Origin of the sequence: Solidesulfovibrio alcoholivorans DSM 5433 (genome assembly GCF_000702665.1) — a bacterium.
GTDB lineage: Bacteria > Desulfobacterota > Desulfovibrionia > Desulfovibrionales > Desulfovibrionaceae > Solidesulfovibrio > Solidesulfovibrio alcoholivorans.
Genome location: NZ_JNJA01000003.1, coordinates 216,325 through 238,421 on the forward strand (window position 1 = coordinate 216,325; position 22,097 = coordinate 238,421).

Sequence of the window (22,097 nt, forward strand, 5' to 3'; positions counted from 1 at the left end):
CAAAGCCACGGCCCATGAGCTGGAAAAAAGCCTGTTTCGTATACGTCATCGCCCTGGCCGTCGCCGCCATGGTCAACATCGAAAAAGTTTCGGTGTGGGTGGACGACCATCTGGCCGACGGCCCGGCTCCGGGACTGGCCCGGCAGGTGCGCCTGGCGCGCAACCTCTGGCGCGAATCCGGGCTTGGCCCGGCGTCGCGGTCCCTCGACTGCGCCCTCGCCCCGTATTTCGACGAAACCTACAAGAACTCCCTGGCCTGTCGCGACGAGCCCAATACCGAGGCCGAGATCCAGGCGCTCAAAAACCGCCTGGACCCCAACCAGCCGGTGCTCAAGCCCGACATCCCCGTGGACACCGACGACCTGCTCGCCGCCCTGGCCCCGCCCAAGCCGTCCCAGGCTGCGGAAGACGTGCTCCCGACACCCGACCAGACGCACGCGGCCGCGATTCCCGCCGCTGACCAGGCCGGTCCGGCCCTGGGCCAGGCGAAGCTCACCGGGTCGCGCAAGCTCCTGGTTGTCGGCGATTCGCTGGCTATCGGCCTGTCGCTGTCGCTGCGCCGCAGCATGGCCGAATTCGAAAACGTCCAGCTCATCGAGGAAGGCAAGGTCTCGAGCGGCCTGGCCAATCCCAAGTACTACGACTGGGGCAAGGCCCTGCGCGTGTTCCTGGACAAATACAAGCCCGACGTCGTGGTCATCATGATGGGCGCCAATGACGCCAAGTACATCAACGTCAACGAAAAGCCGCGCCCGCCCGGAAGCACGAACAAGACCTGGCCCGAGGTCTTTTCCATGCGCGTCGAGGATTTCCTGGAGGCGTTGCAGCAACGCGGCATCCGCAACTACTGGATCGGGCTGCCGATCATGGGCGATCCGTCCTATGCCAAGCAGGCCGAGGTCATGAACGACATCGTCAAGACCGAATGCGGGCGGTTTGCCACGAGCCGGTTCCTGGACACCTGGTCGCTGCTGACCGATGCGCAGGGCAACTATTCGACGTTTCTGCCCAACGACAAGGGCGTCAAGATCAAGGTCCGCGCCAACGACAAGGTCCACTTCACGGTCGCCGGCGGCGACATCCTGGCCCAGTCCTTCCTGGCCACCCTGGCCAAGGAAATGGAACTGCGGCCCAAAACCCCGGATACGTCCCATGCCTCTTCCCTGCGCGCCCCGTAACGGGCGCGCCATGCTTGCCGGCCGCTTCCGCCGGGACGGTCCGTCCCGCTCCCGAACAGGCCGTTTCGTCCTGGCCTGCGCGCTGTGCGGCCTGTGCCTGCTCGGGGCCGCCTGCAACGGCGACGGCAACGAAACGCCCCCCCCGCAGCACGCCGACCTCGCGCCCACAGACGTCTTTTCCCGCCGCGCCCCCAAACCGCACCGCACCGCCACGGCGCGAAAGCTCCTGGTTGTCGGCGATTCGTTGTCCATCAGCCTCGGCGAACAGCTCGAACGGGCGCTTACCGGCACACCCGGCCTCGACTTCAGCCGCGACGGCACCAAGTCCACGGGCCTGACCCGCCCCGAACTCCTCGACTGGCCGGCACGCCTGCGCGAGCACATGGCCCGGGAAACCCCGGACATCGTGGTCATCATGCTCGGGGCCAACGACGTCATGCCCGTGGAAGGCCCGGACGGATCACGCATCTATTTCGACAACCCGGCCTGGGTCGAGGCGTATGCGGCCAAGGCCAGGGAACTGGTGGAGATCTGCCGCGCGGCCAACCCGGCCGTGCGCATCTACTGGATCGGCGTGCCGTCCATGGGCGAAGCGTCGCTGGCGGTCGGGGCCAAACAGGTCAACGCGGCCCTGTCCGGCATGTGCGCCGCCACGGGCGGCTGCCGCTTCGTGGACACGCAGGCCCCCTTTTCCGACCCTTCGGGCCGCTTCACCCGCCACGGCCGCGACGCGGCCACCGGCGACGCCGTGCTGTTGCGCACGCCGGACGGCGTGCACATGACCGAAAGCGGCGCGAAGTTGCTTGCCGGCGTGACCCTGGCCGCCGTGGCCGCCGGCGAGAAACTGCCCCCGAGCGCCGGCGCGGACGAACTGCGCGCTTACGCCCGGGACCTGCGCCCCCTGGCCGAGGCAACGCCGGAACCGGCCCGGGAACCGCCCGTCTCCAAGGCCAAACCCAGCCGGAAGACCTATGCGGTAAAAAAAGGCGACACCATCCTCGGCATCGCCCGGAAACTCGGCGTGCCCGCGGCCGACCTGACCGCGGTCAATCCCAGCGTGGACTCGACCCGCCTGTCCCTCGGGCAGGAGCTGCGCATCCCAATCAAGCGAAAACGCTAGCGCGCCTGGGACATCGCGGCCGCCTGCTCCGCGGCGACGGCCCCGGCGAAATGCGTCCGTACGGCGGCGAGCAGCGCTTCATGTTCCACGGGTTTGGCGAGATAGCCGTCCATACCCGCGGCAAGCAGCGCCTCGCGGTCCCCGGCCATGGCATGGGCCGTGAGCGCGATGATGGGAATGCGCGGCCGTCCCTCCCGGGCCGCGGCCTCGCGGATGGTGCGCGCCGCTTCCACGCCGTCGAGCACCGGCATGCCCACATCCATCAGGATGAGGTCCGGCCGGTAGGCCTTGGCCAGCTCCACGGCCTCCCCGCCATCCTTGGCCACGAGCACGCTGTGGCCGTCTTTTTCCAGGATGCGCCGCACGGCCAGGGCGCTGATCGCGTCGTCCTCGGCCACGAGCAGCCGTCGCCCGGCCACGATGGGCACCCCGGACGCCGTGACCTGTGCCGGCCTCGCTTGCTGGCTCTTGCCGTGTACGAGCGGCAGGGCGCACATGCAGTACGTTCCCGCGCCGACCTCGCTCTCCATGGTCACGACCCCGCCCATGAGCCCCACGAGCCGGCGCACGATGGCAAGCCCCAGCCCCGCGCCCTGAAAACGCCGTGAAAAGGAGCGCTCCACCTGGTGGAAGGCCTCGAACACGGCCTCCAATTCCTCGGCCGGGATGCCGACCCCGGTGTCGGCTACGGTGAACAGCACGCTCCCCGCGCCCGAGGCGTCCGTGGGCGCGGCCCAGACCGTAAGGCGCACCCCGCCCTGGCGCGTGAATTTCACGGCGTTGCCGACGAGATTGTAGAGGATCTGCCGCACACGGCCCTCGTCGCCGCAAAGCATTTCCGGAACGCCGGCATCGCCGGCGACATCCCAGGACAGCCCCGCTTCCAGGCAGGCCGGCTCAAAGGCGGCCGTGACCGCGGCCAGCAGGTCGGCGAGCCGAAACGGCTCGTTCTCGAGGTCGAGTTTGCCCGACTCCACCCGCGACAGGTCCAGGATGTCGCTTAAAAGATGCGTCAGGCGGCGACAGGAGACCAGCGAGGCGTCCACGTATTGGCGCTGCTCCGCCGTCAGCGCCGTGGCGACCAGCAGTTGCGTCATGCCGTGAATGCCGTTTAACGGGGTACGCAGTTCGTGGCTCATGTTGGCCAGAAACTCGCTTTTCACCCGGCTGGCCTTTTCCGCCGCCTCCTTGGCCGCAAGCAGCGCGGCCGCGTCGCGACGCCTGGCGACCATGCGCCAGACCGTGTCCATGAGCAGCGCGGCGAAATGAATGTCCGATTCGCCGTACGGCTCGGGCTTGCCGACCAGGACCAACAGCGCGGCCACCGCATCCCCGGCCACGGCAGGCACGCACAAGGCCTGGCCGGCTGTTCCGCCCTCACCTGCTCCCGGCACGATCACGGGACGGCGCAGGCGCACCGCTTCCAGCCATTGCCCCAGCGCTTCCAGATCCTGGGGCCCGCCTTCCCAAAGTCCCCGGCAGGCCGCCTCGCCGCACGAGGCGGCGAGCTGCAGCCCGCCGTCCGTCTCGCCGCGCACGAACAGGCAGCCGTAACGGCTTTCGGTCAAAAGCCCGGCTTGCGCCGCGACATGGGCGAACAGGGCATCGAGGGAAGCCGCCTCCATCTGCGTCACCGCGAAAAGGCTCTTCATCCGGGCTTCGCTGGCGCGCACCTGCTCCTCTTTGCGCCTGCGGTCCGTGACGTCGCGGAAAAACACCAGAGCGCCATCGTCTCCGTCCCAATCCACCGGCACGGCCGCCACATCGGCGATGAATTGCCCCCCGTCCAGGCGCAGCATGGTATGCTCGCTCATGGGCACCGCAAGCCGGTCCTCGTTGAGACGACGGATGCGGGCCAGGACCTTGTCGCGGTACGCCGGCGCGACCCGTTCCAGCACGGGCGTGCCGAGCAACCCGCCAGGAACCGGCACGCCGAAGAGTTCTCGCGCCCCGGGATTAACGTAGGCGAAGACGCCCCGCGTCTGCACGAAGATGCCGAACGGGGCGTTTTCCACCAACAGGCGGAAACGCTTTTCGCTTGCGACCAAGCGACGGAGCGCCTCCTGGCGGTCGGTGACGTCCATGACGATGGAATAGAGCAGGATGCGGTCGTCAAGCCGGATCGGGCCGGAATAGACGTTCACGTCGCGCATGCGGCCGTCGGCGAGCCTGTGCCGGAACTCGAAGGTGCGTTTGCGGCCACTTTGGGCTTCCGCCATGGCCGCGCGGACCTCATGGGCCGGCCTCGTGTTGATGTCCGCCATGCGCCGTTGCCTGATCTCCTCGCGCGTCCAGCCGTAGTAGGCGCAGGCCGAAGGGTTGGCGTCAGCGATGGCTCCCGTTTCGGGATCGATCAACAGCATGGCGGCATGGTTGTTCTCGAAAAGGCTCTGATAGCGCGATTCGCTCTCGACAAGGCGGGAAAGCAGGCGGTTGCGCGTCAGGCGGCGTACCAGCAACAGTCCCAACGCGACCGTAAGCGGCGGATACAGGGCGAGCATCGGCAGGGCCACCATTTCCAGCGTTTCGCGGGCGACGGGAAACGGCAACAGGAAGGTGCAGGCCAGCACGAAGACGTGGAGCACGACGCCGAACGCCAGGAGATTCCACGGGGTAAGCCCGGCCAGCTCCCTGACGCCCCAACGCCTCCAGGCCAGGCCGCAACAACCGGAAACGACCGTCGTGGCCAGGCCCATGTACACCCCGAGGCCGCCCTGGACCAGGCGCAGCGACGCGGCCATGACCATGGCCACGACCGTGGGCAGGACACCGAAGAAAAGGCCGGCCACGCCGAGGAGAATGGATCGGGTATCGAAGAACAGGCCCGCCCGCAGCTCCCAGGGGTTGAGCATCACGGCCATGGCCATGCCGCCGAGGCACAGTCCGGCCAGGACGCGCTTTCGCCAGGAAGGGTGACCGATTTCCGCCCGCGTGAAGGAATCGTAGAGAAACGCCAGAGCGAGGAGCAGGGCGGCGTTGTTGACCAGTCCTAAAAACACGGTTTTGGAAATCGGCTCCATGACGCTGTCCGTCCTCTGTCGCCGCCCGAGACAATCCGGGAGAAAGGGTTGCTCTACGCAAGGCCACACCGCCAGTCTGACAGAATCTACCAGCGTATCCCGAAAAACAAAAGCCGAAGTCCGTTTTTTTGCCGCTGGCAAAAAAAACGCGGACGCGGCCACGCCCGGGGACGCACGGCGCGACAGCCGTTGCTGCCTCAGTCCTCTCCGTACTTCTTGAGCTTTTTATGGAGGGTCGCCCGTGTGATGCCAAGCACCCGGGCGGCCTCGCTCTTGTTGCCGCCGCAGGAATCGAGCGTTGCCAGGATGACCTCGCGCTCGACGTCGTCGAGCGGCCGCCCGGTCAGCCCCCCGCTGCCCCCTTCCACCTGGGTCGCCAGGGCCGGAGTCGCAGGCCGCGGGTCGCACAGGGGCAGTTCGCGCTCGGTGACGTATTCGCCGACGGAGAGGATCACGGCACGTTCCACGGCGTTTTCCAGCTCGCGGACGTTGCCCGGCCAGGCGCAACGGACCAGATGGTCCATGGCCGCCGGCGTGAACCCCTTGATGCGCTTACGGTTTTTCTCGGCGAAACGGCCGAGGAAAAACTGGGCCAGAAGCGGGATGTCCTCGGCGCGCTCGCGAAGGGGCGGCACCGGCACGGAAACGACGTTGAGCCGGTAATAGAGATCCTCGCGAAAGCGCCCGGCCGCGACCTCTTTTTTGAGGTCGCGGTTGGTGGCGGCCAGGATGCGCACGTCCACACCGATGGGCTTGTCGCCGCCCACACGCTGGATCTCGCGCTCCTGGATGACGCGCAGGAGCTTGGCCTGGATGGGCTGGGCGATCTCGCCGATCTCGTCAAGGAAGATGGAACCTTTGTCCGCGGCCATGAACCGGCCTTCGCGGCGGCGTTCGGCCCCGGTGAAGGCCCCTTTCTCGTGGCCGAAAAGCTCCGATTCGAGCAGGGTTTCGCTGAGCGCCGCGCAGTTGACGGCAACCAGCGGCCCGGACGATCGGGCGCTGCCGGAGTGGATGGCCCGGGCGACGAGCTCCTTGCCTGTGCCGGATTCGCCGGTGATGAGCACCGTGGCCTCGGTGGGGGCGACCATGCCGATGAGCGTGAAAAGCTCGCGCATGGCCCGGCTCGTGCCGATGATTTCCGGTCCGGGCGGCGCGTCGGCCAGCTTGCGCCGCAGCGTCTCGTTTTCGGCGGCAAGGCGCATGTGGTCGAGCGCCCGCTCCAGGGTCAGGCGCAGCACGTCGAGGTCGAGCGGCTTGGTCAGGTAGTCGTAGGCCCCGGTCTTGAGCGCCGCCACGGCCGTTTCCACCGAGGAATACGCCGTCATGATGATGACCGGCATGGCCGGGTTGAAGGCGCTCATGCGCGAAAGCGCCTCCATGCCGCCCATGCCGGCCATGCGCACGTCAAGCAGCACCGCGTCGTAGGCCTTGGCGCGCACCATCTCCACGGCGCTTTCGCCGTCGGTCGCGCCCTCCGGGGCATAGCCCCAGCCGGACAGCACGGTGCGCAGCATGGACAGGTGTCCGGCATCGTCGTCAACCACGAGTATTTTCGCCAGCATCCTCGTCTCCGTTTGCCGTGTCCCCGCCCGCGACGGGAAGCAGTATCGTGGCCAGGGTGCCGCCCTCGGGCCGCGCCGCCAGCACGATCTCCCCGCCGTGGGCCACGACGATCTTGTGGGCGATGGGCAGCCCGAGCCCGGTGCCGTGGGCCTTGGTGGTGTAATAGGGATCGAAGATCCGGTCCCGGTCGGCCGCGGCGATGCCGCCGCCTTCGTCGGCCACGGACACGTAGGCCCGGCCGTCCGGGGCCGTGCCCGTGGCCAGCCGCATGACGCCGCCCGTGCCCATGGCTTGGATGGCATTGAGGCACAAATTGAGCAAGGCCTGGGAAAGCCTGTCCGGGTCGGCCACGATTTCGGGGCCGTCGCCGACGCCGCCCAGGTCCACGGACACGCCGCGCGCCACGGCGTCGGGGCGCGTCAGGCGCGCGGCGTGGGCGGCGAGGTCGGACAGGCGCACGGGACGGCGCACGATGTCCGAAGGCCGCGCGAATTCGATCAGTTCCGAAATGACGCGGTTTAAGCGGTCCACCTCGCGCACCATGACCTCGGCGGCCTGCCTGTCCTCGCTGCCCGGAGCGAACTTGCCCCCGAAGTACGCCGCATAGCCACGGATGGAGCTCAGGGGATTGCGGATCTCGTGGGCCACGCCAGCGGCGAGGTGGCCCACGGCGGCGAGCTTTTCGCGCCGCCGCACCTCGGCTTCCAGACGCCTGACCTCGCGCAGGTCGCGCAGCACCACGAGCGCGCCGATGGTCGTGCCCTCTTCCGTGGCGACCGAGGAAACCGAGACGCCAAGGGGCGCGGTCGCGCCCTCGCCCAGGCGCATGTCCATCTCGCGTTCGCCGCCGTCGATGGCGGCGAGCACCCCGGGCGGCAACACGTCGTGGACGGGACGGCCGGTAAGCTCCCCGGGCGAGACGCCGGCCAGGGCCTCGGCCGCGCCGTTGGCCATGGCCACCTTGCCGTCCGGCGACACGAGCAGGAGCCCCGCCGGCATGGCCGCCACCACTTCCGAGGCCAGCGCCGTGGTGTGTCGCAACGCCCTGCGTTGTGCCCGGTAGCTCTGCGCCCAGAAAAGTGCCAGCACGCCGCCAAGCCCAAGCGCCAGCAGCACCGCCGCCGTGATGAGCGTATTCTGCAGGTCCGCCCGTCGTGCGGCCTCGATGGGGGCCACGTCGAGGCCGACGAAGATGTCGAGGGGCACGCCGCGCAGGTCGCGCCGGCCGCCCGGTTCATCGCAATCATCGGTGCAGAAAAAGGCTTTGCCGCGCTGCTGCCCGTGGGGAAACATCATGCCCATGCCGTGGGGACCGCGGCCGCCGGGCGAAGGCACGAAACGGCGGTAGACCAGGAAAGATTGCCGCTTGTCGTCCTCCTCCCGGGCCAGACGCCATTTTTCCGTGCTCCCGGGAGCAAGCTGCGCCATGACTTTGGGCGGGAAGAGCTCCTGCCCGATGCGCGCGGCGTCGTTGTGGGCCACGATCTTGCCATCGGCGTCGGTCACGGCGATGTAGAAGATGCCCGGCTGGTCGGCCATTTCCTCGAGCAGGTGCTGCAGGCGCACCTCCGCGCCGAAGCCGCCGCGCATGCCGGTGCGCGCGCCGGCCTCGAAGGACTTGATCAGCGCCGCGCCTTTTTCCAGCAAAAGCTGGGTCATGTACTGCTTTTCCCGGCCCAGGTCGATGACGGCCATGGCCACAACCACCGCCGCCAGGATCGCGGCCGCGCCGATGACCACGAGCGGCGACGACGCCCCGCCAAAGGGATTTTTCTTGCGAAAGGCCCACATGTCGTTTTCCGTTGGGATGCGACAGCCTGTATTTTTTCCATACAGTCCGTCTTATTTTCATACGGCCAAAGCACCGCACTGTCCAGAAACGCGACGCCCGCCGTGCCTGCGCCCTGTCCGGCAGGCGGTCGCAAGCGCCTTTGCATGGCCCATTCCATCCGTCTTCCGCCCAGCCGCGCAACGCGATCGCGGCAGGACGCCAAAGCGTCCCTTGACGTTGGCATGTGGGTTGCTATCTCCCTGCGACAAATTCATACTTTTAAAGTCACAATTAGTCGCCGCAGCCGCACGGTCCCCGAACTGACGGAAAGCAACCTTCAAACCGTAAAGGAATCCGCACCATGCCCCGATCTTCCAAACGTCCCTGGTCCGGCGTCGCCGCCCTGGCCCTTTTCCTCGCCCTGGCCGCGGTGTGCGGCCTGCCCGCCCCGGCATCCGCCCTGTTCGGGATGTTTTCCGACACCAAAACCCTTTCGCCCCAGGGCGACGCCGTGGCCATTCCCCTGGCCGACGTGTCCGACGGCAAGGCGCATTTCTACGTGGTCAGCGCCGGCGGCAAGGAGATCAAGTTCTTCGCGGTCAAAAGCCCCGACGGCAAGGTGCGCACGGCTTTCGACGCCTGCGACGTCTGCTTCCCCGAGAAAAAGGGCTACCGCCAGGACGGTGAATTCATGGTCTGCGTCAACTGCGGCCGCCGCTTCCACGTAAGCAAGATCGGCGAGGTCCACGGCGGCTGCAACCCGGCTCCGCTGGCGGCGGAGGCCACGGGCGACACGATTCGCGTGCCCATGGCGGCCCTGAACGCCGGCGCGCGCTTTTTCTAGGCCACTGCCCTCCGCAACCGCCCGAGCAAGGAGCCCTGCTTGAACATCCTGACCATTCCCCTGCGCAACCTGCGGCGCAAACTCCTGCGCACGCTGCTGATGGTCGCGGTCTTCTCCATCGGCGTGGCCTCGGTGACCGCCCTGCTCGAACTCTCCAAGGCCGTGGGCGAAAGCCTGGAGGAAAAGCTCGCCGCCTACGGGGCCAACATCCTGGTCGCGCCCCGCGCCGAAACCCTGTCCGTGAGCTACGGCGGCATGGCGCTCGGCGACGTGTCCGTGGACATCCGCTCCCTGGCCGAGGACACGACGCTTGCGGCCATAACCGGCATCCACCACCAGGACCGCTTAAGCGCCGTGGCCCCGAAATTCGCCCTGCTGACCAAGGTGCGCGACACCCCGGTCGGCGTGATCGGCGTGGATTTCGACCAGGAACTGCGCATCAAAAGCTACTGGCATGCCGCGAGCGGCGAGCTGACGCCGGGCGACGGGCAGGTGCTCGCCGGCGCGGAAGCGGCCGCGCGCCTGCGCCTTGTTCCCGGCGCGCAGGTGGACGTCTCGGGTACGCCTTTCACCGTGGCCGGCGTGCTCGGCCCCACGGGCTCGGGCGACGACGCCATGCTCTTTGCCGACCTGCACGCCCTGCAACGCGCGGCCGGCCAGGAAAACCGGGTGCATTTCGTGGAAGTGGCCGCGCTGTGCTCGGGCTGCCCCATCGATGAGATCACGGCACAGCTTGCCGCCGCCCTGCCCGGCACCGACGTCAAGGCCATGGGGCAGGTGGTCAAAAGCCGCATGATGACCGTGGATTTCGTCAAACGCCTGGCCCTGGCCGTCTCCGGCGTCATCCTGCTCACGGCCTGCGTCATGATCGGGCTGTCGGTCTTTTCCTCGGTCAACGAACGCAAAAACGAGATCGGCCTGCTGCGTGCCCTGGGCTACTCCAAGTCCGCCATCTTCACGCTCATGAGCCTCGAAGGTATCAGCCTCGGCCTGCTGGCGGCGGTGTTCGGCCAGGTCATAGGTTATTTCGGGAGCTTCAAACTCATGGCTCTGCTCGACCTCGGCGCGGCCGCGCCCGTGTTCCTCCCGGCCCAGTTCGCGGCCGTGTTCGCGGCCGTGGCCCTGCTCTCGGCCCTGGCCTCGCTGCCGCCGGCGCTTTCCGCCGCGCGCATCGAACCCTCCCAGGCCCTGGTCATGTTGTAGTGGGACGAGAGGTGGAGAGGTGGAGGGGTGGAGAGAGGGAGTGGGAGGGGGATGAAGAAATGCCTCCGGCGGCCAGAAGGGGCCGGGGGCCCCTCCTGGACCACCCCTTCTAGGGAGGAAAGGGTGTCTTTTTCCAATTGGACTGAACAAAACAAAATAGAGAGAGGAAGGATATTGTGATGCTGACCGCTGACGACGTCGTCAAAAGCTACGCCGCCAAGGATGCGGCCGCGCCCGTGCTGCGCGGCGTATCGCTGGCCATCGAACCCGGGCAGTTCGTGTGCGTCGTGGGCCGTTCGGGCTCGGGCAAGTCCACCCTGCTCAACATCCTCTCCAGCCTGCTCTCCCCGGACGCCGGCAGCGTGCGCTACCAGGGCCGCGACCTGGCCGCCATGAGCGAGGCCGAGCGCAACCGGCTGCGTGCCACGGATTTCTCCATGGTCTTTCAGATGCACCACCTGCTGCCCTACCTGACGGCCCGGGAAAACGTGCTGACGCCCTTCCTTTCCGGCCTGCGCCCGGTCTCCGCCGCACGGCGCAAACGCGCCATGGAATGCCTGGACAGGATGGGGCTTGCGGACATGGCCCAGCGCCTGCCCGGCGCACTCTCCGGCGGCGAGCGCCAGCGCGTGGCCATCGCCCGGGCGCTCGTCACCGAACCGCGCATCGTCTTCGCCGACGAACCCACGGGCAGCCTGGACGGCGACACCGGCAGGCAGATCATGGACATTCTCACGGGGCTCAACGCCGAGGGGCTAACCGTGGTCATGGTCACCCACGAACCCGCCTATGCGGCCATGGCTTCCCGGGTCATCACCATGCGCGACGGGCACATCCTGGCCGCCGCTTGACGGAAAACGCCGTTTTGGCGGAGAGGTCGCGGCATTGCCGCGGCAAATTGACAAAAGCCCTTGCGCCCCTTTAGAAACCCTCGATAACGGTATGGAAAACGTCTGGTGCATGACTTGAGGGGAGTGAGACATGGGCAATTTGAAGTTGGGAGTGAAACTGGTCGGCGGATTTCTCATCTGCGCCGCCATCACCCTGGCCGTCGGCCTCGTCGGCCTCATGGGGATATCGGGGCTCACGAAAAGCCTGAACACGGTTACAGACGTCAACCTGCCGTCCGTACGTGACCTGCAACTGATCAAGATCGCCGGTGAATCCGTTCGCGTGGCGCAACGGACCCTCAACGTGCCCGGCCTTTCCGCCAAGGATCGGCAACGGCAGTACGACAACATCGCCAACCTGCGCGACAGCTATCGCAAGGCCTGGGAAGAATACGAGGGCCTGCCCAAGTCCCAGGAAGCCGAACGCATCTGGCGGGACTTCGTGCCGGCCTGGCAGGAATGGGTCAAGGTCAACAATGGCACGTTCGACCTAGCCAGGGAATGGGACAAGTCCGACATCGACGATCCCGACGCCCTGGAAAAGATATTCGAAAAATTTCGCGGCGACCACTACAAGCTCCTGGCCGACGCCCAGGCCCTGGCCTTTTCCGGCACGCCCCTGACGGGTGGGGACGACGCGACCCAATGCAACTTCGGCAAATGGCTCGACAGCGAGGGGCGCGACAGCGCCAACCCGGTCTTCAAGAAGACGTTGGCGGAACTCCACGGCATCCACGACAAACTGCACCGCGCCGTGGGCAAGCTCAAGGAACTGGCTGCGAAAAACGCCCCACGCGAGGAACTGGCCGCCGTCGTGCGTACGGACATCACGCCGGCCGTGGAAACGACCATCGCCCACTTCAACACCCTGTTGCAGGAGATCGCCCGCGTTTCCGCCATCTGCGACAAGATGCGCAATGAGACCATGGTCAACGTGCGCCCCAAGCAGATCCGCTGCTTCGAACTGCTCGACCGGCTGATGGCCGATTCCCTGGCCTCTGCGCAGCAGGGCAAGACCGACGCCGACGCCGAGGCGCGGCGCGCTTCGGTCATGTCCATGTCAGGCATCGGCATCGGCGTGGTGCTGGCAGTGCTCCTTGGCATTTTCATCTCGCGCATGATCACGAGGCCCGTGCTTGTCGGCGTGCAGGCCGCGGAAGGACTGGCCGAGGGCGACCTCAACCAGCGCATCGACCTGGAGCAGGAAGACGAAATCGGCGCATTGGCCGCCGCGCTGCGCCATATGATCGCCAAGCTGCGCGAGGTGGTCGGGCAGGTCCAATCCGGCGCGGAAAACGTGGCCTCAGGCTCCGAGGAACTTTCGGCCACGACGCAAAGCCTGTCCCAGGGCGCGACCGAACAGGCGGCCAACGTCGAGGAAATTTCCTCCTCCATGGAAGAAATGGCCGCCAACATCCGCCAGAATGCGGACAACGCCAAGCAGACCGAGCAGATCGCCCTGGCCACAGCCAAGGACGCCCAAAGCGGCGGCGAGGCCGTGGCCAAGACCGTTTCGGCCATGAAACAGATCGCGGAAAAAATCGGCATCATCGAGGAAATCGCCCGCCAAACCAACCTGCTGGCCTTAAATGCCGCCATCGAGGCCGCCCGGGCCGGCGAGCACGGCAAGGGCTTCGCCGTGGTGGCCGCCGAGGTCAGAAAGCTCGCCGAACGCAGCGGCAACGCCGCCGGCGAGATCAGCGAGCTGTCCTCGACGAGCGTCGAGATCGCCGAAAAGGCCGGTGGCCTGCTGGCCAAGATCGTGCCCGACATCCAGCGCACGGCCGAATTGATCCAGAAAATCGCGGCCTCGAGCGTGGAGCAAAACGCCGGCGCCGAACAGGTCAACCGGGCCATCCAGCAGCTCGACCAGGTGGTGCAGCAAAACGCTTCGGCTTCCGAAGAGATGGCTTCCACGGCCGAGGAACTCTCGAGCCAGGCGTTGCAACTCCAGGAAACCGTGTCCTACTTCCGTCTGGACGCCATGACCATGCGCCACCGCGCCGCGCCGCAAAAAGCCCTGGCCGCAGCCAGGCCCGCGCGCAAGCCGGCAGCACAGAAGGCGGCAGCCCCCCGCAAGCCGGCCAAGGGCATTTCCCTGGATCTTGGCGCGGAAGCCTCGGACGACGATTTCGAACGATTCTAGGAACGCCGCTTCAGGACGCGGGCCCGGCCACGGGCCAGACCAGGAAATCGCGACCGGCCTTGAAGCCCACGCCCACCGCCCCCTTGTGGAGATAGAGGGCGTGGGCCCAGGCCGGATCGAAAGCGCTGGTGGTCGCGGACCAGTAGACCTCCCCCACCGCCGTAAAGGGATGCCCGGCAGGCAGCGCCGGCGCGGCCCGGCAGGCAGCGACCAGGGATTCCAGTTCATTGATGTTCGGCAGCCGCCAGCCGCCGCCCTGGTAGCGGGCGGCCACGGCGAGCGCCTCCTCCCAGGTCGCCGCGCCCGGACCTGTGTCGGCGCGGCCGGCCCAGACGAGCCCCGTCACCCGGTCAAGGACGCCCTCCCGGCCCTTTGGGGCCGGCACGAAACGCGGCGTCGGCCAGGGCGTTCCCGAACGAAGCTCCCCGTCCTGTCCCGTCCCGGCGCAGGGGGTTTCACGGCCCGCCGCATCGCGGCACCACGTCTGGCCGGTGCGCGGCAACAGGCAAGCCCCGGCCACGGGCCAACACAGGCAGTCCTGGTCCTTTTTCCCGTAGAACATCCTGCCGCCTTCGAAATGCACGTACCAGGCGTAGCCAGGGGCGGGCGCGGCCGTGGTGGACGTCCAATGCCAGCCGGCAAAGACGTTTTCAAAGGGGTGGCCGGCAGGCAGGGAGGGGCGGGACTGGCCGTAGGAGACAAGGCTGCGCAGTTCGCGCCGGTTGGGCAGCCGCCAGTCCGTGCGGCCGAGGACGGCGTCGGCGGCCATGCGCGCGGCGGCGGCAAGGGCGCTTTCCCAGGGCATGGGGAAGCCGGCGATGCCTGCGTCGACGGGCCAGACGAGGCCCGTGGCCGTATCCTGGACAAGGCCCGTGCCGACGGCCGCAAACCGGGGCGCATGCCGTCCCGCGGCGTGGGGAAAGGCGGCGTCCTGGCCGCTGCCCGGGCAGGGCGTCTCCCGGCCGGACCCGTCATGGCAGCGCGTCTGGTCGGTCGGCGACACCGGCGAAACGAAAGCGCGTGCAGCGTCCATGCGCCCGACATACGCCCGTTGCGGCCGCAAGACCAGACGCGCGACGTTCAGCCCGCGACGAAGCCCCGGCTTTCGATAATGTCCCAGGCGAGGCAGGCGGCGTCGCGCACCAGGGGCACGCAGACCGTGTGAAAGCGGCGCTCGCGGTTGGCCAACTCCAGCCCTTCCGGCGTCGAGGGGTCGAGGCCGATGAGGTCGCGGCAAATAATCGAGCCGTGACGTTCGAAAAAGCGGTCGTAAATGACCTTGGTCCGGGCATAGGTGGCCGTCTTGGCCGCCCTGCCGTCCGGGCCGCCGCCACCGCCGAAAAGCCCCAGCGCCATGACCGCGCCGGACACCGCGCCACACACGCCCCCCCGGGCCATGCCCACGCCGAATCCCGTGGCCAGCCGCACGGCCAGGGCCGCGTCGAGGCCGGCCGGCCCGCACAAGGACAGCAGCACGGACTGGCAACAGTTGTAGCCCCCGGCGAAATGGCCGACGGCCACGCTCCCCGCATCGGACATGACAGCCTCCTCTCCCAACCGGAAAACCTGTTTCCATCGGAATTACCCGACCTCCCGCACAGGGGCAAGAGGGCTGACGACAACAAAAAAGCCCCGGCTCCCTTTGCGGGGGCCGGGGCCATGTCTTGCGAAAGCCTTACAGCGGCGTGACGGCGATGTGGTCGGCTTCGTTGTTGCGAAGCGTCAAGGTAAAGTCGCGCAGGCGCAGGGCCACGGGGTCCTTAAGCGGCGCGCGCCCGATCACGGACACTTCGGTGCCCGGCACAAGGCCCATGTCGCGCAAGCGCCTGCCGAGCTCGCCCTGCGCCTCCACCCGGCAAATGCGGGCCCGCTGCCCGACCTGCATCTGCCGCAGGCCAATGCACGCGGCCGAAATTTCCTGGTCCATGCCGACTCCTTGAGGAAGAAAAAAAAGGAACTGCTCCCGCAGGCCGCGCCTGCGCGTCAGATCGCCCGGGCCGTGCGCTCAGGCCACCTGGGAAACGGGCTCCGCAACGGGCTGGGCGAGGCGTCCGAGCACCTTTTCCGCCAGGCCGTGCCCGATGGACATGCAGGCGCCCCGGGCGCGCAGACAGACCGGGCCGCCGCAGCCGGCCGTGATCTCGACCACGGTGCCGGGCGTGATGCCCATGGCGCAAAGCCGGCCCCGGGCCTTGGGACAATCACACAGGGATTCGACGCGTACGCGGCTGCCGGGGGGGAAGTGGGTGAGGCTTTCGAGGGGGGCCATGGGTCGCGCTCCTTGCATGGCCTTTGTTCTAGGCATGTTGAGAATGATTGTCAAGCTCCCTCTCGACGAGAAGCCCTACCCGTTCCCCGTGCGCTTGAGCGCGAACACGAGCACCAGGGACACCGCGGCCAGGAGCGCGGACAGGATGCCCGCGCGCAGGAAATCACCCGTAAAGACGGAGTTGTAGATCTCGAGCGACACCGTATTCGTGCGCCCGATGATATCGCCGCCCAGGAGCAGGCTGACGCCCACTTCGCCAAGCGCCCTTCCCGTGGCCAGGAACATGCCCGCGGCGATGCTCTTCTTGCAGTGGGGCAGCACCACGCGCACGAAGGTGGTCAGGGGCGACTTGCCGAGCACGGCCGAGAGTTCGACCAGGCGCATCAATTCGCCCCGCACCGCCGCCTGCACCGGCCGCACCATAAGCGGGATGCCGGCCACCACGGAGGCCAGGGCCAGTCCGGCGAAACCGAAAACGATGTCCAGGCCGAAGAGCCGCCGGGCCAGGATGCCGAAGGGGCCGTGTCGCCCGAGCAGCAACAGCAGGAAAAACCCCACGGCCATGGGCGGCAGGACCAGCGGCAGGGAAATCAGGAAATCCAGCACGGCGAGAAACCGGCCCCGCCCCCGTCCGAGCAGGTAGCCGAGCGGCGCGCCGAGCAGGAAAAAGACAGGCACCGCCACGGCCATGACTCGAAGCGTCAGCTTGATGGAAAAGACGACGCCCGGGTCCGTGGCCGCGGCGAGAATCGATGCTCCCGGCAAAGGCTACATCCCGTGCTTGGCGGCGATGTCCTTGGCCGGCTTGGTGTCGAGGAACGCGGCGAACTTCTTGGCCGTGGCGGCATTGGGAGCGCCGGCCAGGTTCTCGGCCACGATCTCGATGGGCGCGTACAGGGACGGGTCCACTTCCAGGTAGCCGCCGATCTTGTCGCCAAGGCCCATCACGTCGGTGCGGTTGACGAAACCGGCGTCGACCTCGCCGCTGACGATGTAGGTGGTGACCTGCGGCACGGTGGCGACGACCAGGAGCTTGTCCGCCACCTGCTTGGCCAGACCGGATTTCTCCAGGAACTGGCTGGCGGCCTTGCCGTAAATGGCTTTCTGCGGATCGGGCATGGCCAGGCGTTTGACCTCGGGCTTGGCCACGTCGGTTGCGGCGGCGAGCTTTTTGCCTTTGGGCCAGGCCACGACCAGGATGCCCTTGCCGATGGGGGAGACGCCGCTGCAGGACAGGCCCGCGCCTTCGAGGAAGCCCTTTTCGCCGACGATCACGTCGATGACCCCGCCGGCCTTGGCCTGGGTCGTCACTTGGCCCATGTTGCCGAAGGAGAGTTCGGGCTTGATGCCGCTTTCTTTTTCAAAGGCCGTCGCCAGGTCGGTGACGAGCTTTTTGTAGCCCGCGCCGGCGGCCACGACCAGGTTTTCGGCCAGGGCGCTACCGGTCAGGCACAGCACGAGAGTGAGCGTCAGGATGATGCGTCGCATGGGCGTTCCTCCTTGAGGGCGGGTTTCGGGGAGTGGAGCACCGGGCGACGGCCGTCGTCCGTCGCCGCGGCCAGGACGGCCGGCGGCGCATCATCGAAACGGGCGAGCAGGGCCGCGCGCTCCTCGCGATAGAGCGCAAGCTGGCGGCCGAACCAATCCCGGTCGATCCTCCCCCGGTTGATGGTCACGACCGCGTCGCCAAGAAGCGCTGCCTCGGCCAGGTCGTGGGTCACGTGCACGATGGGAATGGCGAAGCGCTCGCGCACGGCGAGGAGCTCGCCGCGAAGGGAGGCGCGCGTGGCGGCGTCCAGGGCGGAAAAGGGCTCGTCGAGCAAAAGCGCCTTGGGCCTTCGCGCCAGGGCCTGGCACAAGGCCCCGCGCTGCCTCTCGCCGCCGGACATGGCCCCGGGCCGGCTGCCGGCCAGGTGGGCGATGCCGAAGAGTTCGAGGAGATGCGCGCCAAAGGCCGCATCCGCCGTGGCGTAGGCCACGTTTTGCGCAAGGGTCATGTGCGGGAAAAGCGAATATTCCTGGAAGACGAGCCCTACCCCGCGCCGCCTGGCGCATACGCGCGCGCCGGACGCGGTGTCGCGCCAGACCTCGTCGCCCAGGGCGATGCGGCCGGTGTCGGGGTCGTCCAGGCCCGCCAGCATGCGCAGCACCGTGGTCTTGCCCGAGCCCGACGGCCCGGTCACGGCCAGGAGCTTGCCGGCCGGACAGGAAAACTCCACGTCCAGGGTGAAATGAGGGAGTTTTTTTTTCAGGCGAACCGCAAGGGTCATGCTGCGCCCGACCCGTTTTCGGCAATGGCGGCGAGCAACCGCGCCGCATCCACCGGGACGGTGATCTGCGGGCAGTGGCCGCTTTTGAGATCGTGCATCGCAAACCCGAGCCCCTTGGCGCGTTCGGCCATGGCCACGAGCATGGGGTTGGGGTTTTCCAGGCAGCGCACGTAGTGCTTCTTCGCCGGAAAAACCAGTTCGCCTTCCGGCACGGGATCGGTGAAGGCGGCCATGGGGAAGGGGGTCAGGCGCGACATGAACCAGTCCTCGTCGGGCGCGCCGGCCACGCCGAACATGGCGGCCTGCCAGGGGGAGACCAGCCCGCCGTCCAGGCGGCGCGACTCGAGCATGGCTTTAAACGGCTCGCCGCCAAGCCCGGCGAAGGACAGGCCGGGCCGCGGGATGATGCCCTCGAGGTAGACCGTGGCCGCCACGCGGGGCGCAAGTCGCGGCATGGCCGCCGCGCACACGATGCCCGAATAGCTGTGGGCCACGAGGATGACATCCCACAGGTCGAACAGGTCCAGATAGGCGGCCAGTTCGTCCACATACACGGAAAGTCCGAGTTCCTTGACGCGCACCGTGCAGTGGTGTCCGCAGCCCGAGAACGTGGGCGCATGGACCGTGTGCCCCAGGGTGGCAAGGGCTCCCGCCATGTTCCTGAACACCCAGCCGCCCTGGAATGCGCCGTGTACGCAAACGAATGTGGCCATACACCGTCCTCCCCGGCACGCGTCTCCCCCGGCAGGCCGAAGGGGCGCGTTGCGCTGCAAACCTTGCCGCGCCGGCATGAGAAACCCGGCGCAAGACAGACTTTTCGACGCTACTCACAATCACGCATATTCATATTTGCGTGACATTCAATATACCGCTCAAGACATACCGTAATTACGTCATGAAAGACAACAGTGTCACGCCAGAGATACTATTCGTGATATCCCATTTATATTCTTTACAACACAACAGCATTTCGCTACTGACTCGTATCATGAGTGCTTCCGAAGACAATCTCCTGGACAGGATAGCCCGTCTCGACGCTCCTTCGCTGGAGCGCCTGCTCGAACATGCCGAAGCGCTGCTGTCCCAGAAAGGCGACAGGCCGTTGCGGCGGCACCATCCGGGCATGGGCCCGTGCCAGGCGGCGATGTTCAAGGTACCCCACGAAATCCGCCACCTGGACACGGAACAGATCGAACGCCTCACCGCCGCTTTCGACGGCTGGCGCGATGCGGCGCGCACCTCGCCCATCCGGCGGGCCAGGGAGCGCATGCGCCTGGTCTACCTGATGTTGCGCCACAGCGGCGGCAAGCTCGGGGAGGTGCTCTCGCTCAACGAAAACACCGACATCGACATGGGGCAGTCCATGGTGACCCTCGGCGGAGGCAAGCCGGAAGAGACGGCCCGCAAGGTCATCGTGCCCAAGCCCTTTCTGGAGGAAGTGCGCCGATTCGCGGCCAGCCCCGCCAACAGGCACATGCGCGGCGAGCTGTTCCGGCTCGATCCCGGCTTCGTGCGCCGCAAGCTCTACGAACAGGCCGTCAAGGCCGGCCTGCCGCCCGGTCGCGTCAGCCCGACGTCGCTGCGCCACTCCCGGGCCGTGGAACTGCTGCGCGGCGGCGTGCCCCTGCCCGTGGTGCAGGTCATGCTCGGCCACTCGAGCCTGGTGCTCACTTCCATCTATTGCTCCTTTTCCGAGCAGGATTGCCAGCGCATCCTCAACCACTGCGTCATCAAGGAGAGTCGTGTGAAAACCAGCGCCCGCAACACCTTCTTCGGCACCGTCAGCAGCGTGCGCAAAAGTCCCCTGCTCACGGAAATTTCCCTTGCGGTCCAAAACGGCTTCGAGGTCGTGGCCGTCATCACCAACGAGAGCTTCGAGCGCCTGGGGCTCACCGAAGGCGGCCAGGTCACGGCCCTGGTCAAGGCGCCCTGGGTGCTGCTCGGCAAGGACGAGCACAAGGCCCGCACCAGCGCCCGCAACTGCTTTCCCGGCAGGGTCACGGGCATCCGCGGCGACGGCGTGGCCGTCGAGATCATGGGCATGCTCGACGGCGGCACGCCCATGTGCGCGCTGATCACCGCCGAATCCGTGGAATCGCTCGACATCAAGGAAGGCGACATCGTCTGGTTTTTCTTCAAGGCCTTCAGCGTGATCATCAGCACCGACTAACGGCCCACTTCGCGAGGCCCGCGCGGTCGGTGCGGGCCCCCTCCCCTGCGACTGCCATGTCCGCTCGCCTGGGCGGCAAAACGCCGCGGGCCCGGCCAGGAATTCCTGGCCGGGCCCGCGGTTTTTACGATGCCTGCTTTGCGACGATCCCTCGCAAGGCTCTGCCGTCCCCCCTTTCGGGAGGTCCGGGAGGGGCAGTTGCCCCTCCTGGCCGCCGGAGGCATCTTCTCATTCTTCATTCAACATTCGGGCAATCCTTGAGGGCCTCGGTGATGCTGGCTTCGGGGTAGGCGAAGTCCGTGAGCTTGCCCTGGAAGAAGGCATCGTAGGAGGCGAGGTCGAGCAGGCCGTGGCCGGAATACAAAAAGACCACGTTCTCGCCGGGCTTGGCCTGCTTGGCCGTTTCGATGGCCCCCTTGATGGCGTGGGAGGTTTCCGGCGCGGGCAGGAAGCCCTCGGTACGCAGGAACAGCCGCGCCGCGTCGAAGCACTCGGTCTGGAAGTAGGCCGTGGCGTCGATGATGCCCTCGTTGGCCAAGTTGCACACGATGGGCGCGCCGCCGTGGTAGCGCAGGCCGCCGGCGTGGATGGGCGCGGGCATGAAGGCGTGACCCAGGGTGTGCATCTTGAGCAGCGGCGTGAGCTTGGCCACGTCGCCGTAGTCGTAGCGAAACTGGCCGCGCGTGAGCGTGGGGCAGGCCTTGGGCTCCACGGCGATGAAGCGGATGTTTTCCCCGGCGAGCTTTCGCGGCAGAAACGGCAGCACGAGCCCGGCGAAGTTGCTGCCCCCGCCGACGCAGCCGACGAGGTAGTCGGGCTTTTCGCCTATCATGGCCAGCTGCTTTTCCACTTCGAGGCCGATGATGGTCTGGTGGTGCAACACGTGGTTGAGCACGCTGCCGAGCGCGTACTTGGTGTCGTCGTGGGTGGCGGCGTCCTCCACGGCCTCGGAGATGGCGAGCCCCAGGGAGCCGGCGCAGTCGGGATCGGAAGCGAGCATGGCCCGGCCGGTCTGCGTGTTCTCCGAGGGCGAGGGGAAGATCTCGCCGCCGTAGGCGTTGATGAGGATGCGGCGGTAGGGCTTCTGGTTGTAGCTCACCTTGACCATGTAGACGGTGCAGTCGAGGCCGAGCTGGGAGCAGGCGAAGGACAGGGCCGTGCCCCACTGCCCCGCGCCGGTTTCGGTCGCGATGCGGCGCACGCCTTCCTGCTTGTTGTAGTAGGCCTGCGGGATGGCGGTGTTGGGCTTGTGCGAGCCTGCCGGGGAGACGGACTCGTTTTTATAGAAGATCTTGCACTTGACGCCGAGTGCCTGCTCGAGCTTGCGCGCCCGCACCAGGGGCGTGGGGCGAAAGAGCCGATAGATGTCGAGGACGGGCTCGGGGATGTCGAGCCAGCGCACGGGCGAGAGTTCCTGCTCGATGACGGCCTTGGGAAAAATGACCTCGAGCTGCTCCGGGGAGACGGGCTTCTGGGTCTGGGGATCGAGCGGCGGGGCCAGGGGGGTCGGCAGGTCGGGCAGGGCGTTGTACCACTGCCGGGGCATCTCCGATTCGGGCAGGTTGATGCGGCACTCCATGCGGTTCTCCGAAAGCGTTGTATTTTTTCCGGGACACGAGACAGCCCGGGAAAGTGGACCATCCTCGCGCC

The 22,097-nt window shown here is 67.2% G+C and carries 19 protein-coding genes; 7 read left to right on the forward strand and 12 right to left on the reverse strand.

Annotation, left to right across the window (positions count from 1 at the left end; translation table 11 throughout):
- Window positions 1-14 precede the first annotated feature (14 nt).
- Both Q368_RS0107035 and Q368_RS0107040 read left to right on the forward strand, forming a co-directional pair.
- The gene (locus Q368_RS0107035; RefSeq protein WP_029458443.1) at window positions 15-1,178 is read left to right on the forward strand and encodes an SGNH/GDSL hydrolase family protein; all 1,164 of its coding nucleotides are present in this window, start codon (window positions 15-17) and stop codon (window positions 1,176-1,178) included.
- The gene (locus Q368_RS0107040) at window positions 1,153-2,298 is read left to right on the forward strand and encodes a DUF459 domain-containing protein (RefSeq protein ID WP_029458444.1); all 1,146 of its coding nucleotides are present in this window, start codon (window positions 1,153-1,155) and stop codon (window positions 2,296-2,298) included. Before Q368_RS0107035 ends, Q368_RS0107040 begins: the two co-directional genes overlap by 26 nt.
- On the opposite strand, the gene Q368_RS23015 is transcribed toward Q368_RS0107040, so the two are convergent.
- The 3 genes from Q368_RS23015 to Q368_RS0107055 form a co-directional block, all read right to left on the reverse strand.
- Window positions 2,295-5,318: a PAS domain S-box protein gene (locus Q368_RS23015; protein WP_084158705.1), complete on the reverse strand. Its 3,024-nt coding sequence runs from the start codon at window positions 5,316-5,318 to the stop codon at window positions 2,295-2,297. The genes Q368_RS0107040 and Q368_RS23015 overlap by 4 nt on opposite strands.
- 197 nt (window positions 5,319-5,515) lie before the next feature.
- Window positions 5,516-6,883 carry a sigma-54-dependent transcriptional regulator gene (locus tag Q368_RS0107050; protein WP_029458447.1) on the reverse strand — a complete coding sequence of 456 codons (1,368 nt, stop codon included), beginning with the start codon at window positions 6,881-6,883 and terminating at the stop codon, window positions 5,516-5,518.
- A complete protein-coding gene (locus tag Q368_RS0107055; protein ID WP_029458449.1) occupies window positions 6,858-8,675 on the reverse strand; it encodes an ATP-binding protein in 1,818 nt (605 codons plus the stop codon). The genes Q368_RS0107050 and Q368_RS0107055 overlap by 26 nt, the downstream gene beginning before the upstream one ends.
- Before the next feature lie 341 nt (window positions 8,676-9,016).
- Here Q368_RS0107055 and Q368_RS0107060 point away from each other — a divergent pair, with 341 nt between their 5' ends.
- The 4 genes from Q368_RS0107060 (at window position 9,017) to Q368_RS0107075 (ending at window position 13,738) form a co-directional block, all read left to right on the forward strand.
- The gene (locus tag Q368_RS0107060) at window positions 9,017-9,499 is read left to right on the forward strand and encodes a DUF2318 domain-containing protein (protein WP_029458451.1); all 483 of its coding nucleotides are present in this window, start codon (window positions 9,017-9,019) and stop codon (window positions 9,497-9,499) included.
- 39 nt (window positions 9,500-9,538) lie between these two features.
- Window positions 9,539-10,702: an ABC transporter permease gene (locus Q368_RS0107065; RefSeq protein ID WP_029458453.1), complete on the forward strand. Its 1,164-nt coding sequence runs from the start codon at window positions 9,539-9,541 to the stop codon at window positions 10,700-10,702.
- A gap of 179 nt (window positions 10,703-10,881) precedes the next feature.
- Entirely contained in the window at window positions 10,882-11,553 is a 672-nt protein-coding gene (locus Q368_RS0107070) for an ABC transporter ATP-binding protein (protein WP_029458455.1), read from the forward strand.
- 130 nt (window positions 11,554-11,683) lie between these two features.
- Window positions 11,684-13,738 carry a methyl-accepting chemotaxis protein gene (locus tag Q368_RS0107075; RefSeq protein WP_029458456.1) on the forward strand — a complete coding sequence of 685 codons (2,055 nt, stop codon included), beginning with the start codon at window positions 11,684-11,686 and terminating at the stop codon, window positions 13,736-13,738.
- A 10-nt stretch (window positions 13,739-13,748) separates the two neighbouring features.
- Here Q368_RS0107075 and Q368_RS0107080 read toward each other — a convergent pair whose 3' ends face one another.
- The 8 genes from Q368_RS0107080 to Q368_RS0107115 all read right to left on the reverse strand — a co-directional run bounded on the left by Q368_RS0107080 (window position 13,749) and on the right by Q368_RS0107115 (window position 18,990).
- Window positions 13,749-14,771, reverse strand: a complete 1,023-nt coding sequence (locus tag Q368_RS0107080; protein WP_052360069.1) for an Lcl C-terminal domain-containing protein — start codon at window positions 14,769-14,771, stop codon at window positions 13,749-13,751.
- A gap of 47 nt (window positions 14,772-14,818) precedes the next feature.
- Window positions 14,819-15,277 (reverse strand): C-GCAxxG-C-C family protein, encoded by a 459-nt coding sequence (locus Q368_RS0107085; protein WP_029458459.1) that lies wholly within the window; start codon window positions 15,275-15,277, stop codon window positions 14,819-14,821.
- Window positions 15,278-15,413: 136 nt separating this feature from the next.
- The gene (locus Q368_RS0107090) at window positions 15,414-15,665 is read right to left on the reverse strand and encodes a FeoA family protein (RefSeq protein WP_029458461.1); all 252 of its coding nucleotides are present in this window, start codon (window positions 15,663-15,665) and stop codon (window positions 15,414-15,416) included.
- Window positions 15,666-15,743: 78 nt separating this feature from the next.
- Complete coding sequence (locus tag Q368_RS0107095; protein ID WP_029458463.1) at window positions 15,744-16,007, reverse strand: FeoA family protein; 264 nt, start codon at window positions 16,005-16,007, stop codon at window positions 15,744-15,746.
- Window positions 16,008-16,082: 75 nt separating this feature from the next.
- On the reverse strand, window positions 16,083-16,757 hold the full coding sequence (locus tag Q368_RS0107100) for a molybdate ABC transporter permease subunit (protein ID WP_029458465.1): 675 nt from the start codon (window positions 16,755-16,757) through the stop codon (window positions 16,083-16,085).
- Between the two features lie 18 nt (window positions 16,758-16,775).
- Window positions 16,776-17,495, reverse strand: a complete 720-nt coding sequence (modA, locus tag Q368_RS0107105) for a molybdate ABC transporter substrate-binding protein (protein WP_029458467.1) — start codon at window positions 17,493-17,495, stop codon at window positions 16,776-16,778.
- On the reverse strand, window positions 17,477-18,277 hold the full coding sequence (locus Q368_RS0107110) for an ATP-binding cassette domain-containing protein (RefSeq protein WP_084158707.1): 801 nt from the start codon (window positions 18,275-18,277) through the stop codon (window positions 17,477-17,479). Before Q368_RS0107110 ends, modA begins: the two co-directional genes overlap by 19 nt.
- Window positions 18,274-18,990 carry an alpha/beta fold hydrolase gene (locus Q368_RS0107115; RefSeq protein ID WP_029458471.1) on the reverse strand — a complete coding sequence of 239 codons (717 nt, stop codon included), beginning with the start codon at window positions 18,988-18,990 and terminating at the stop codon, window positions 18,274-18,276. The genes Q368_RS0107110 and Q368_RS0107115 overlap by 4 nt, the downstream gene beginning before the upstream one ends.
- A gap of 275 nt (window positions 18,991-19,265) precedes the next feature.
- Here Q368_RS0107115 and Q368_RS0107120 point away from each other — a divergent pair, with 275 nt between their 5' ends.
- Window positions 19,266-20,447, forward strand: a complete 1,182-nt coding sequence (locus Q368_RS0107120) for a TOBE domain-containing protein (RefSeq protein ID WP_029458478.1) — start codon at window positions 19,266-19,268, stop codon at window positions 20,445-20,447.
- A gap of 235 nt (window positions 20,448-20,682) precedes the next feature.
- On the opposite strand, the gene Q368_RS0107125 is transcribed toward Q368_RS0107120, so the two are convergent.
- On the reverse strand, window positions 20,683-22,026 hold the full coding sequence (locus Q368_RS0107125; RefSeq protein WP_029458479.1) for a TrpB-like pyridoxal phosphate-dependent enzyme: 1,344 nt from the start codon (window positions 22,024-22,026) through the stop codon (window positions 20,683-20,685).
- Window positions 22,027-22,097 lie beyond the last annotated feature (71 nt).